Here is a 12,899-nt window from a genome sequence, read left to right as displayed (position 1 = left end):
GAGCGCAGCATGGCCGAGATACGCTTGCAGAACCTGGCGCACAGCTACAGCGCGCAACCGAGTGGGCCGGACGACTATGCCATCCGCGAGATGACCCATGTCTGGGAGCAGGGCGGCGCCTACGCGCTGCTCGGCCCGTCCGGCTGCGGCAAGTCGACCCTGCTCAACATCATCTCCGGGCTGCTTAGCCCGTCCGAGGGCCAGGTGCTGTTCGACATGCGCGAGGTCAACGACCTGCCGCCGCAGGAGCGCAACATCGCCCAGGTTTTCCAGTTTCCGGTGGTGTACGACACCATGACGGTGTTCGACAACCTGGCCTTCCCGCTGCGCAACCAGGGTCTGGCCGAGTCGCGCGTGACCAGCAAGGTGCACGAGATCGCCGAAGTGCTGGACCTGCACCCGCTGCTGCACAGGAAGGCGCGCAACCTGACCGCCGACGAGAAGCAGAAGGTCTCCATGGGCCGCGGCCTGGTGCGCGACGACGTGTCGGCGATCCTCTTCGACGAGCCGCTGACGGTGATCGATCCGCACCTGAAGTGGAAGCTGCGGCGCAAGCTCAAGCAGATCCACGAGCAGTTCAACATCACCATGGTCTACGTCACCCACGACCAGCTGGAGGCCTCGACCTTCGCTGACAAGATCGCGGTGATGTACGGCGGCCAGATCGTCCAGTTCGGCACCCCGCGTGAGTTGTTCGAGCGGCCGAAACACACCTTTGTCGGCTTCTTTATCGGCAGCCCCGGGATGAACCTGGTCGAGGTCACGCCCTATGCCGGCGGCGTGTGCTTCGGCCAGACCCGCGTACCGCTGGCGCCGGCGTTGTGCCAGCGCCTGACCGAGCTGGGCGGGCAGAAGCTCAAGCTGGGCATTCGCCCGGAGTTCGTGCATGTCAGCGACGAGCCCTTCGTCGACGCCCTGCGCGGCGAGGTGCGCCATGTCGAGGACCTGGGCACTTACAAGATCCTCACCCTCGAACTGGACGGCGTGACGCTCAAGGCGCGCCTGCAGGAGGACCTGCCGGTGCCGCACAAGGTGGCCTATATCGGCTTCCCGTCCCAGTGGCTGATGGTCTATGCCGATGACGTGCTGGTGGAGGTGCGGGCATGAACAAGGTGATCGACAACAAGGCCTGGTGGCTGGTGCTGCCGGTGTTCCTGCTGGTGGCGTTCAGCGCCATCCTGCCGATGATGACGGTGGTCAACTACTCGGTGCAGGACATCTTCGACGCCAGCACGCGCACCTTCGTCGGCGTCGAGTGGTACCAGCAGGTGCTGCAGGACGAGCGCCTGCACGACTCGCTGCTGCGCCAGTTCATCTTCTCCGCCTGCGTGCTGCTGATCGAGATCCCGCTGGGCATCGCCATTGCCCTGTGCATGCCGACCAAGGGTCGCTGGGCCTCGGCCTGCCTGATCATCATGGCCATTCCGCTGCTGATCCCGTGGAACGTGATCGGCACCATCTGGCAGATCTTCGGCCGCGCCGACATCGGCCTGCTCGGTTGGACCCTGAGCAAGCTGGGCATCAGCTACAACTACGCGGCCAACACCATGGACGCCTGGGTCACGGTGCTGGTGATGGACGTCTGGCACTGGACCTCGCTGGTGGCGCTGCTGTGCTATTCGGGCCTGCGCGCCATCCCCGACGTGTACTACCAGGCCGCGCGCATCGACCGCGCCTCGGCCTGGGCGGTGTTCCGCCACATCCAGCTGCCGAAGATGAAGAGCGTGCTGCTGATCGCCGTGATGCTGCGCTTCATGGACAGCTTCATGATCTACACCGAGCCCTTCGTGCTCACCGGCGGCAGGCCGGGCAACGCCACCACCTTCCTCAGTCAGACGCTGACCAAGATGGCGGTGGGGCAGTTCGACCTGGGGCCGGCGGCGGCGTTCTCGCTGGTGTACTTCCTGATCATCCTGCTGGTTTCCTGGGCGTTCTACACGGCCATGACGCACAACGACCAGAAGAGCTGAGGAGCCTGCCATGACCATTCGCAAAGCCCTGGCGCTGCTGCTCTACATCCTTTTCCTGCTGGTGCCCATCTACTGGCTGCTGAACATGTCGTTCAAGAGCAATACCGAGATCCTCGGCGGCCTGACCCTGTGGCCGCAGGACTTCACTCTGGCCAACTACCAGGTGATCTTCACCGATCCGAGCTGGTACAACGGCTACCTCAACTCGCTGTACTACGTGTGCCTGAACACCATTATTTCGCTGCTGGTGGCGCTGCCGGCGGCCTATGCGTTCTCGCGCTACCGCTTCCTTGGCGACAAGCACCTGTTCTTCTGGCTGCTGACCAACCGCATGGCGCCGCCGGCGGTGTTCCTCCTGCCGTTCTTCCAGCTGTACTCGTCGATCGGCCTGTTCGACACGCACATCGCCGTGGCCCTGGCCCACTGCCTGTTCAACGTGCCGCTGGCGGTGTGGATTCTCGAGGGCTTCATGTCCGGGGTGCCGAAGGAGATCGACGAGACGGCCTACATCGACGGCTACAGCTTCCCCAAGTTCTTCGTGAAGATCTTCATCCCGCTGATCGGCCCTGGCATCGGCGTCACGGCGTTCTTCTGCTTCATGTTCTCCTGGGTCGAGCTGCTGCTGGCGCGCACTCTGACTTCAGTGAACGCCAAGCCCATCGTGGCGGTGATGACCCGTACCGTGTCGGCCTCCGGCATCGACTGGGGCGTGCTGGCGGCAGCGGGGGTGCTGACCATCCTGCCGGGCATGCTGGTGATCTGGTTCGTCCGTAACCACGTGGCCAAGGGCTTTGCCCTGGGCCGGGTCTGAGGAGCAACGACTATGGAATGGATGGCCTGGACCCCGGTCACGGCGGCCTTCTTCGGCGGCATCGCGCTGCTGCTGGTGGGCATGACGATATGGGAAATCCGCTCGCCCTGCATCGAGCGCAGGGGCTTTCTGCCGATCGCCACTACCCGTGGCGACCGGTTGTTCATCGGCTTGCTCGGCAGCGCCTACCTGCATCTGCTGGTAGTGGGCGCGACCGACTGGAGCACCTGGATAGCCTCGGCGCTGTCCGTTGTGTGGTTACTGGTGGTGATGCGTTGGGGCTGACCGGCGGCCTGTCGTTCCGGTCGGTTTTCTATTCAAGCAAGGAGGAGTCTATGTTCGACAACAATTACAAGACCCGACATAGCATGGCGCTGGCAGCCCTGCTGACGTTGTCCGGATTGAGCGGTGCGGCCTGGGCGGATGCCTATGAAGAGGCGGCGAAGAAGTGGATCGACAGCGAGTTCGCGCCGTCCACCCTGACCAAGGAGCAGCAGCTCGCCGAGCTCAAGTGGTTCATCAAGGCGGCCGAGCCGTTCCGTGGCATGGAGATCAATGTCGCCTCGGAGACCATCGCCACCCACGAGTATGAAGCCAAGGTGCTGGCCAAGGCCTTCAGCGAGATCACCGGGATCAAGCTCACCCACGACCTGATGCAGGAAGGCGACGTGGTCGAGAAGCTGCAGACCCAGATGCAGTCCGGCAAGAACATCTACGACGGCTGGGTCAACGACTCGGATCTGATCGGCACCCACTTCCGCTACGGCAAGGCGGTGGCGATCAGCGACATGATGGCCAACGAAGGCAAGGACTTCACTTCGCCGACCCTGGACCTCAACGATTTCATCGGCATCTCCTTCACCACCGGCCCGGACAAGAAGCTCTACCAGCTGCCCGACCAGCAGTTCGCCAACCTCTACTGGTTCCGCGCCGACTGGTTCGAGAAGCCGGAGCTGAAGGCCAAGTTCAAGGAAATCTACGGCTACGAGCTCGGCGTGCCGGTCAACTGGTCGGCCTACGAGGACATCGCCCAGTTCTTCACCGAGCATGTCAAGGAAATCGACGGCAAGCGCGTCTACGGCCACATGGACTACGGCAAGAAGGACCCGTCGCTGGGTTGGCGCTTCACCGACGCCTGGTTCTCCATGGCTGGTGGCGGCGACAAGGGTCTGCCCAACGGTGTGCCGGTAGACGAGTGGGGCATCCGCGTCGAAGGCTGCCGCCCGGTGGGCTCCAGCGTCGCCCGCGGCGGCGACACCAATGGCCCGGCGGCGGTCTATGCCACCACCAAGTACGTCGACTGGATGCGCCAGTACGCGCCGCCGGAAGCCCAGGGCATGACCTTTTCCGAGGCCGGCCCGGTACCGGCGCAGGGCAACATCGCCCAGCAGATCTTCTGGTACACCGCCTTCACCGCTGACATGACCAAGCCGGGCCTGGCCGTGGTCAACGAGGATGGCACGCCGAAATGGCGCATGGCTCCGTCGCCCAAGGGCCCGTACTGGGAGGAGGGCATGAAGCTCGGCTACCAGGACGCCGGTTCCTGGACCTTCCTCAAGTCCACCCCGGAGAAGCAGCGCCTGGCGGCCTGGCTGTACGCCCAGTTCGTCACCTCCAAGACCGTTTCGCTGAAGAAGACCCTGGTCGGCCTGACGCCGATCCGCGAGTCGGACATCAACTCCCAGGCGATGACCGACGCGGCGCCCAAGCTCGGCGGTCTGGTGGAGTTCTACCGCAGCCCGGCGCGGGTGCAGTGGACCCCTACCGGCACCAACGTGCCGGACTACCCACGCCTGGCGCAGCTGTGGTGGCAGTTCATCGCCGAGGCGGCCAGTGGCGACAAGACCCCGCAGGAGGCTCTGGACGGCCTGGCAGCGGCCCAGGACAGCATGATGGCGCGCATCGAGCGCTCTGGCGTGCAGGGTGAGTGCGGCCCGAAACTCAACGAGGAGAAGGACCCGCAGTACTGGCTGGACCAGCCGGGCGCGCCCAAGCCGAAGCTGGCCAACGAGAAGCCGAAGGGCGAGACCGTCAGCTACGACGAGCTGGTGAAGTCCTGGCAGCAGGCCCAGTAAGTTCAGTGCTGGAAACGAAAACGGCGCCTGTGGGCGCCGTTTTTTATTGCCGAAGCGACTTACGCGTGCAGGTGTTCTGCGGCGTACAGGGTGTTCTCCAGCAGGCAGGCGCGGGTCATCGGGCCGACACCGCCCGGCACCGGGGTGATCCAGCCGGCGCGCTCGACGGCGACGTCGAACTCCACGTCGCCGACCAGCTTGCCGTCGGCCTGGCGGTTGATGCCGACGTCGATGACGATGGCGCCTGGTTTGATCCACTCGCCCTTGACCAGGCCCGGCTTGCCGGCGGCCACCACCACGATGTCGGCCTGGGCCAGGTGGCCCGGCAGATCCTTGGTGAAACGGTGGGTGACGGTCACGGTGCAGCCGGCCAGCAGCAGCTCGAGGGCCATGGGACGGCCGACGATGTTGGAGGCGCCGACGACCACGGCGTGCTGGCCATGCAGGTCGACGCCGGTGCTTTCCAGCAAGGTCATGATGCCTTTCGGCGTGCAGGGGCGCAGCAGCGGCATGCGCTGGGACAGGCGGCCGACGTTGAATGGGTGGAAGCCGTCGACGTCCTTGTCCGGGTTGATGCGCTCGAGCAGTTGCGAGGCGTCCAGGTGGGCGGGCAGGGGCAGTTGCACCAGGATGCCGTCGATGGCGTTGTCGCGGTTGAGCTGGTCGATCAGCCCGAGCAGCTCGCCTTGGGTAGTAGTGGCGGGCAGGTCATGGGCCACGGAAACGAAGCCAACCTCCTCGCAGTCCTTGCGCTTGTGCGAGACGTAGACCTGGGAGGCCGGGTCGCTGCCGACCAGGATCACGGCCAGGCCAGGAGCGCGCAGGCCCTGCTGGCGGCGCTCGGCGACACGTTTGGCGATATCCTGGCGGAGGTTGGCGGCGATGGACTTGCCGTCGATCAGTTTTGCAGTCATGACGCGTGCTTAACCATGAGGAGGGGTGGAAAAAAGATCGCGCATTCTCGCACGGCAGCCCCGTCGGGCAAAGGCGCATGCATCGTCTGCTCCCGTAACTCCTTTTCCCAGCAGGATTTTTTTCATTTTCGTGTTGACGCTTGCAGAACGCCTCTATAAGATTCGCCCCGCTTGTCGAGCACAGCCAGCCGCTGGGTAAGATGGCAACGACCGGAAGCGGTTGGAGCTGTAGCTTAGAAGTCTGTTCCGCAGATGATTAAGCGCCCGTAGCTCAGCTGGATAGAGCATCCGCCTTCTAAGCGGATGGTCGCAGGTTCGAGTCCTGCCGGGTGCGCCATTTGGCGAATCAGGCACAAGCAACGCAATATGGTGGGCGTAGCTCAGTTGGTAGAGCACAGGATTGTGGCTCCTGGTGTCGTGGGTTCGATTCCCATCGTCCACCCCATATTCGAGAAAACGCCAGGCCCCAAGCCTGGCGTTTTCGTTTCAAGCATTACCACGCGGACGTGGTGAAATTGGTAGACACACCAGATTTAGGTTCTGGCGCCGCAAGGTGTGAGAGTTCGAGTCTCTCCGTCCGCACCATCTCCCTTGTAATCCCTCCTTATAGAGTTCGCTGCGCTCACGCATTTTGCGCAGGTGACTTCTGCTATTCGAGCTAATAGAATGCCTGCCTTTCGATTCTGGGTCGGAACGCCGGCCTATGTCTGTGCAACGAGGAATATCCATGCAAGTTTCTGTTGAAAGCACCTCCGCTCTCGAGCGCCGCATGACCATCGGCGTGCCGGCCGAGCGCATCGAGACCGAAGTGACCAAGCGTCTGCAGCAGACTGCCCGCCGCGCCAAGGTGCCTGGCTTCCGCCCGGGCAAGGTGCCGATGAATGTCATCCGTCAGCGTTATGAAGAGGCTGCTCGTCAGGAAGCTCTGGGCGACCTGATCCAGGCCACCTTCTACGAAGCCATCGTCGAGCAGAAGCTGAACCCGGCCGGCGCTCCGGCTGTCGAGCCGAAAGTGTTCGAGAAGGGCAAGGACCTCGAGTACGTTGCTACCTTCGAAGTGTTCCCGGAAATCAAGCTGGCCGGCTTCGACGGCATCGCCATCGAACGCCTGCAGGCTGACGTCACCGACGCCGACCTCGACAACATGCTGGAAATCCTGCGCAAGCAGAACACTCGCTTCGAGGCTGTCGAGCGCGCCGCCGAAAATGGCGACCAGCTGAACATCGATTTCGTCGGCAAGATCGACGGCGAAGCGTTCGCCGGCGGCAGCGCCAAGGGCACCCCGCTGGTGCTGGGTTCCGGTCGCATGATCCCGGGCTTCGAAGAGGCTCTGGTTGGCGTCAAGGCGGGCGAAGAGCGCGTGATCAACCCGACTTTCCCGGCTGATTACCAGAACCTGGACCTGGCCGGTAAGACCGCCGAGTTCACCGTGACCGTCAACAGCGTTTCCGCCCCGCAGCTGCCGGAGCTGAACGACGACTTCTTCGCCCTGTTCGGCATCAAGGAAGGCGGTCTGGAAGGCTTCCGTACCGAAGTGCGCAAGAACATGGAACGCGAGCTGCGCCAGGCCATCAAGTCCAAGGTGAAGAACCAGGTCATGGAAGGTCTGCTGGCCGCCAACCCGGTTGAAGTGCCGAAGGCCCTGATCGGTAACGAAGTGAACCGTCTGCGCGTGCAGGCTGTCCAGCAGTTCGGCGGTAACATCAAGCCGGACCAGCTGCCGGCCGAGCTGTTCGAAGAGCAGGCCAAGCGCCGCGTGGTACTGGGCCTGATCGTTGCCGAAGTGGTCAAGCAGGGTGAGCTGAAGGCCGACGAAGCTCGCGTTCGCGAGCTGATCGAGGAAATGGCCTCCGCCTACCAGGAGCCGCAGCAGGTCGTGGCCTGGTACTACAAGAACGACCAGCAGCTGAACGAAGTGCGTTCGGTTGTACTGGAAGAACAAGTTGTAGATACTGTTCTGCAGAAGGCCAAAGTGACCGATAAAGCGGTCTCCTACGAAGAAGCGGTCAAGCCGGCGGAAGCTCCGCAAGCAGCCTGATCCTTCGCCTCGTTCGAGCACAACCATAAGCCAGCCTTCGTGCTGGCTTATGCGTCTTTAGAGACATGACTATTAGGGAGAGATCGCTAGACATGTCGCATAACTCTTTCATGAACACCATGCCAGACATCCAAGCCGCCGGCGGCCTCGTGCCGATGGTCATCGAGCAGTCCGCTCGTGGCGAGCGTGCCTACGACATCTATTCGCGCCTGTTGAAGGAGCGGGTGATCTTCCTGGTCGGCCCGGTCGAGGACTACATGGCCAACCTGGTGGTCGCTCAGCTGCTGTTCCTCGAGGCCGAGAACCCGGACAAGGACATCCACCTGTACATCAACTCCCCGGGCGGTTCGGTGACTGCCGGCATGTCGATCTACGACACCATGCAGTTCATCAAGCCCGACGTGTCCACCATCTGCATCGGCCAGGCCTGCAGCATGGGGGCGTTGCTGCTGGCTGGCGGTGCCGCCGGCAAGCGCTACTGCCTGCCGCATTCGCGCATGATGATTCACCAGCCGCTGGGCGGCTTCCAGGGTCAGGCCTCGGATATCGAGATTCACGCCCGCGAGATCCTCACCATTCGCGAGCGCCTGAACAAGATCCTGGCCGATCATTGCCAGCAGCCGATCGATGTCATTGCCAAGGACACCGACCGTGACAACTTCATGAGTGCTGAAGAGGCGGTCAACTACCGCCTTATCGACAAGGTTCTGGAAAAACGCCCTGTCTGATCCCCGCTTCAGCGCAGCGGCCGGGCTCGCCCGGCCGTCCCGCAGGGTTGAAAATGCCCGCAATTGCCTTCATTTTGTGTTTCATGCCTACCGTATTGGATCGATCTAATGACTGACACCCGCAACGGCGAGGACAACGGCAAGCTGCTCTACTGCTCCTTCTGCGGCAAAAGCCAGCACGAAGTGCGCAAGCTGATCGCCGGTCCCTCGGTCTTTATCTGCGACGAGTGCGTCGACCTGTGCAATGACATCATCCGCGAGGAGGTGCAGGAAGCCCAGGCCGAAAGCAGCGCCCACAAGTTGCCTGCGCCCAAGGAAATCAGCGGCATTCTGGATCAGTATGTGATCGGTCAGGAGCGTGCCAAGAAGGTGCTCTCCGTCGCCGTGTACAACCACTACAAGCGTCTGAACCAGCGCGACAAGAAAGATGACGTCGAGCTGGGCAAGAGCAACATCCTGCTGATCGGTCCGACCGGTTCCGGCAAGACCCTGCTGGCCGAGACCCTGGCCCGCCTGCTCAATGTGCCGTTCACCATCGCCGACGCCACCACTCTGACCGAGGCCGGTTACGTGGGGGAGGACGTCGAGAACATCATTCAGAAGCTGCTGCAGAAGTGCGACTACGATGTCGAGAAGGCCCAGATGGGTATCGTCTACATCGACGAGATCGACAAGATCTCGCGCAAGTCGGACAACCCGTCCATCACCCGCGACGTGTCGGGCGAGGGCGTGCAGCAGGCGCTGCTCAAGCTGATCGAGGGTACTGTCGCCTCGGTTCCGCCGCAGGGTGGGCGCAAGCACCCGCAACAGGAGTTCCTGCAGGTCGACACGCGCAATATCCTGTTCATCTGCGGTGGCGCTTTCGCCGGCCTGGAGAAAGTCATTCAGGCTCGCTCCACCAAAGGCGGCATCGGCTTCAATGCCGAGGTGCGCAGCCCGGACCTGGGCAAGAAGGTCGGCGAGGCACTGCGTGAGGTAGAGCCGGACGATCTGGTGAAATTTGGTCTTATTCCGGAGTTCGTCGGTCGTCTGCCGGTCATTGCCACCCTCGACGAATTGGACGAGGCGGCGCTGATGCAGATCCTCACCGAACCGAAGAACGCCTTGACCAAGCAGTACGCCAAGCTGTTCGAGATGGAAGGGGTGGACCTGGAATTCCGTGCCGATGCACTCAAGGCCGTCGCGCACAAGGCTCTGGAGCGCAAGACCGGCGCCCGTGGCCTGCGTTCGATCCTCGAGGGCGTGCTGCTCGATACCATGTACGAGATCCCCTCGCAGTCCGATGTCAGCAAGGTTGTGATCGACGAGAGCGTGATCGAGGGCTCTTCCAAGCCGCTGCTGATCTACGAGAACAGCGAGCCGCAAGCCAAAGCTGCGCCAGACGTCTGACGTCTAACGCTGAAACAAAGGGCCCTGCGGGGCCCTTTGCTTTTGCGCCTTTCTCGCTTGTTTTTTCCCGGGGGTGGCCCCATCTTAGGGCCAAGGGTACCCCGTCCGTTTACGGCCGAATGGCCGCCGTAGAGCTGAAATCATGAAGACAACCATCGAATTGCCTCTCCTGCCGCTGCGTGATGTCGTGGTCTATCCACACATGGTCATCCCGCTGTTCGTCGGTCGCGAGAAGTCCATCGAGGCTCTGGAAGCCGCCATGGCTGGCGACAAGCAGATTCTTCTGTTGGCGCAGCGCAACCCGGCAGACGATGATCCGGGCGAGGATGCGCTGTACCGCATGGGTACCGTGGCCACGGTGCTGCAGCTGCTGAAACTGCCCGATGGCACGGTGAAGGTGCTGGTCGAGGGCGAGCAGCGCGGTGCCATCGAGAAGTTCATCGAGGTCGACGGTCACTGCCGCGCCGAGGTGCAGCTGCTCGACGAGAGCGAAGTCGCCGAGCGCGAGTCCGAGGTCTTCACCCGCAGCCTGCTCAGCCAGTTCGAGCAGTACGTGCAGCTGGGCAAGAAGGTGCCGGCCGAGGTGCTGTCCTCGCTGAACAGCATCGACGAGCCGGCGCGCCTGGTCGACACCATGGCCGCGCACATGGTGCTGAAGATCGAGCAGAAGCAGGAAATCCTCGAGATCACCAGCTTGGCCGAGCGCGTCGAGCATGTGCTGGCCCTGCTGGACGCCGAGATTGACCTGCTGCAGGTCGAGAAGCGCATCCGTGGTCGGGTCAAGAAGCAGATGGAGCGCAGCCAGCGCGAGTACTACCTGAATGAGCAGATGAAGGCCATTCAGAAGGAGCTGGGCGACATCGACGAGGGCCACAACGAGATCGACGAGCTGAAGAAGCGCATCGAGAACGCCGGCCTGACCAAGGAAGCCCACGCCAAGGCCAATGCCGAGCTGAACAAGCTCAAGCAGATGTCGCCGATGTCGGCCGAGGCCACCGTGGTGCGCTCCTATATCGACTGGCTGACCAACGTGCCGTGGAAGGCCGAAAGCAAGGTGCGCCTGGACCTGGCCAAGGCCGAGGATATCCTCGAGGCCGACCACTTCGGCCTGGAAGAGGTGAAGGAGCGCATCCTCGAGTACCTCGCCGTGCAGAAGCGGGTGAAGAAGCTCAAGGGCCCGGTGCTCTGCCTGGTCGGTCCGCCCGGCGTGGGCAAGACCTCGCTGGCCGAGTCCATCGCCCGCGCGACCAATCGCAAGTTTGTGCGCATGGCCTTGGGTGGCGTGCGTGACGAGGCCGAGATCCGCGGTCACCGCCGCACCTATATTGGCTCGATGCCCGGTCGGCTGATCCAGAAGCTGACCAAGGTCGGCGTGCGCAACCCGCTGTTCCTGCTCGACGAGATCGACAAGATGGGCAGCGACATGCGTGGCGATCCCGCCTCGGCGCTGCTCGAGGTGCTGGACCCGGAGCAGAACCACAACTTCAACGACCACTACCTGGAAGTCGATTACGACCTCTCGGACGTGATGTTCATCTGCACCGCCAACTCGATGAACATTCCCGGTCCGCTGCTGGACCGCATGGAGGTCATCCGTCTGCCCGGTTACACCGAGGACGAGAAGGTCAACATCGCCATTAAATACCTCACGCCCAAGCAGGTGCAGGCCAACGGTCTGAAAAAGGGCGAGCTGGAGTTCGACGAGGCGGCGATCCGCGACATCATCCGCTATTACACCCGCGAGGCCGGCGTGCGCAGCCTGGAACGGCAGGTGTCGAAGGTCTGCCGCAAGGTGGTCAAGGAGCATGCCAAGGACAAGCGCATCAAGGTGCTGGTCACTGCCGAGTCGCTGGAGCATTACCTGGGCGTGCGCCGCTATCGCTTTGGCCTGGCCGAGCAGCAGGACCAGATCGGTCAGGTCACCGGCCTGGCCTGGACCCAGGTTGGCGGCGAGCTGCTGACCATCGAGACTGCCGTGGTGCCGGGCAAGGGCCAGCTGATCAAGACCGGCTCGCTCGGCGACGTGATGGCTGAGTCCATGACGGCCGCGCTCACCGTGGTGCGCAGCCGCGCCAAGAGCCTTGGCATTGCGCCGGACTTCCACGAGAAGCGCGACGTGCACATCCACATGCCGGAGGGCGCCACGCCGAAGGATGGTCCGAGCGCGGGCATCGGCCTGTGCACGGCTCTGGTATCGGCCCTGACGCAGATCCCGGTACGTGCCGATGTGGCCATGACCGGCGAGATCACCTTGCGCGGTCAGGTGCTGGCCATCGGCGGGCTCAAGGAGAAGCTGCTGGCGGCTCACCGCGGTGGAATCAAGACCGTGATCATCCCGGAAGAGAATGTTCGCGACCTCAAGGAAATTCCGGAGAATATTAAGCAGGACTTGACCATTAAGCCGGTTAAATGGATTGACGAGGTCCTGCAAATTGCGCTGCAATACGCCCCGGAGCCCTTGCCCGATGCGGCTCCCGAGATGGTTGCAAAGGACGATTCACGCGAGACTGACTCCAAGGAGCGAATCAGCACGCATTAGGCCGAAGGCTTCCTTGACACTATTTTCGAGCCCTTGTTATAAAGCGGCTCCTATGTGTCGGCAGGCCCTTCAGCACCCGCTTTGCTTACACCAAACAACTAAGAAACAACTCAACAGAAATAAGGGGACTTAAGAGTGAACAAGTCGGAACTGATTGATGCCATCGCCGCATCCGCTGATATCCCGAAAGCTGTTGCCGGCCGCGCGCTGGACGCAGTGATCGAATCCGTCACTGGCGCTCTGAAGGCTGGTGACTCCGTGGTGCTGGTTGGCTTCGGTACTTTCGCTGTCAAAGAGCGCGCCGCTCGTACCGGCCGCAACCCGCAGACTGGCAAGCCGATCAAGATCGCTGCTGCCAAGATCCCTGGCTTCAAAGCTGGCAAGGCTCTGAAAGACGCCGTCAACTAAGCGTCTCTCGGGCTTGGCCCTCGCCGA

The 12,899-nt window shown here is 62.5% G+C and carries 11 protein-coding genes and 3 tRNA genes; 13 read left to right on the top strand and 1 reads right to left on the bottom strand.

The features are described from left to right. Positions 1-9 precede the first annotated feature (9 nt). The 5 genes from PA6_RS04025 to PA6_RS04005 are packed head-to-tail and all read left to right on the top strand — an operon-like array spanning position 10 to position 4,856. Positions 10-1,107 (top strand): ABC transporter ATP-binding protein, encoded by a 1,098-nt coding sequence (locus tag PA6_RS04025; protein ID WP_021699600.1) that lies wholly within the window; start codon positions 10-12, stop codon positions 1,105-1,107. Next, on the top strand, positions 1,104-1,970 hold the full coding sequence (locus PA6_RS04020) for a carbohydrate ABC transporter permease (RefSeq protein WP_021699599.1): 867 nt from the start codon (positions 1,104-1,106) through the stop codon (positions 1,968-1,970). The genes PA6_RS04025 and PA6_RS04020 overlap by 4 nt, the downstream gene beginning before the upstream one ends. A gap of 10 nt (positions 1,971-1,980) precedes the next feature. Further along, positions 1,981-2,781 carry a carbohydrate ABC transporter permease gene (locus tag PA6_RS04015; RefSeq protein WP_021699598.1) on the top strand — a complete coding sequence of 267 codons (801 nt, stop codon included), beginning with the start codon at positions 1,981-1,983 and terminating at the stop codon, positions 2,779-2,781. Positions 2,782-2,793: 12 nt separating this feature from the next. Next, the gene (locus tag PA6_RS04010; protein ID WP_021699597.1) at positions 2,794-3,066 is read left to right on the top strand and encodes a DUF2160 domain-containing protein; all 273 of its coding nucleotides are present in this window, start codon (positions 2,794-2,796) and stop codon (positions 3,064-3,066) included. A gap of 50 nt (positions 3,067-3,116) precedes the next feature. Then, a complete protein-coding gene (locus tag PA6_RS04005; protein ID WP_021699596.1) occupies positions 3,117-4,856 on the top strand; it encodes an ABC transporter substrate-binding protein in 1,740 nt (579 codons plus the stop codon). A 59-nt stretch (positions 4,857-4,915) separates the two neighbouring features. On the opposite strand, the gene folD is transcribed toward PA6_RS04005, so the two are convergent. Continuing rightward, positions 4,916-5,770, bottom strand: a complete 855-nt coding sequence (folD, locus tag PA6_RS04000; RefSeq protein WP_021699595.1) for a bifunctional methylenetetrahydrofolate dehydrogenase/methenyltetrahydrofolate cyclohydrolase FolD — start codon at positions 5,768-5,770, stop codon at positions 4,916-4,918. Between the two features lie 260 nt (positions 5,771-6,030). Between folD and PA6_RS03995 the strand changes: the two genes are divergently transcribed. From PA6_RS03995 to hupB, 8 genes are all read left to right on the top strand, one after another. Next, positions 6,031-6,107 (top strand) — tRNA-Arg (locus tag PA6_RS03995). Between the two features lie 32 nt (positions 6,108-6,139). After that, a tRNA-His gene (locus tag PA6_RS03990) sits at positions 6,140-6,215 on the top strand. A gap of 55 nt (positions 6,216-6,270) precedes the next feature. Beyond that, positions 6,271-6,355: transfer RNA gene (locus PA6_RS03985), tRNA-Leu, on the top strand. 142 nt (positions 6,356-6,497) lie between these two features. Then, positions 6,498-7,808: a trigger factor gene (gene tig, locus PA6_RS03980; protein ID WP_021699594.1), complete on the top strand. Its 1,311-nt coding sequence runs from the start codon at positions 6,498-6,500 to the stop codon at positions 7,806-7,808. A 92-nt stretch (positions 7,809-7,900) separates the two neighbouring features. Then, the gene (gene clpP / locus PA6_RS03975; protein ID WP_021699593.1) at positions 7,901-8,536 is read left to right on the top strand and encodes an ATP-dependent Clp endopeptidase proteolytic subunit ClpP; all 636 of its coding nucleotides are present in this window, start codon (positions 7,901-7,903) and stop codon (positions 8,534-8,536) included. 108 nt (positions 8,537-8,644) lie between these two features. Continuing rightward, positions 8,645-9,925 (top strand): ATP-dependent Clp protease ATP-binding subunit ClpX, encoded by a 1,281-nt coding sequence (gene clpX, locus PA6_RS03970; RefSeq protein WP_021699592.1) that lies wholly within the window; start codon positions 8,645-8,647, stop codon positions 9,923-9,925. Between the two features lie 142 nt (positions 9,926-10,067). Further along, a complete protein-coding gene (lon, locus tag PA6_RS03965; RefSeq protein ID WP_021699591.1) occupies positions 10,068-12,464 on the top strand; it encodes an endopeptidase La in 2,397 nt (798 codons plus the stop codon). 135 nt (positions 12,465-12,599) lie between these two features. Beyond that, entirely contained in the window at positions 12,600-12,872 is a 273-nt protein-coding gene (hupB, locus tag PA6_RS03960; protein WP_003087931.1) for a nucleoid-associated protein HU-beta, read from the top strand. Positions 12,873-12,899 lie beyond the last annotated feature (27 nt).

The organism is Aquipseudomonas alcaligenes NBRC 14159 (assembly GCF_000467105.1).
Taxonomy (GTDB): Bacteria; Pseudomonadota; Gammaproteobacteria; order Pseudomonadales; family Pseudomonadaceae; genus Aquipseudomonas; species Aquipseudomonas alcaligenes.
Note: the sequence above shows the minus strand (reverse complement) of the source record. Positions and strands in the feature narration are given on the sequence as shown.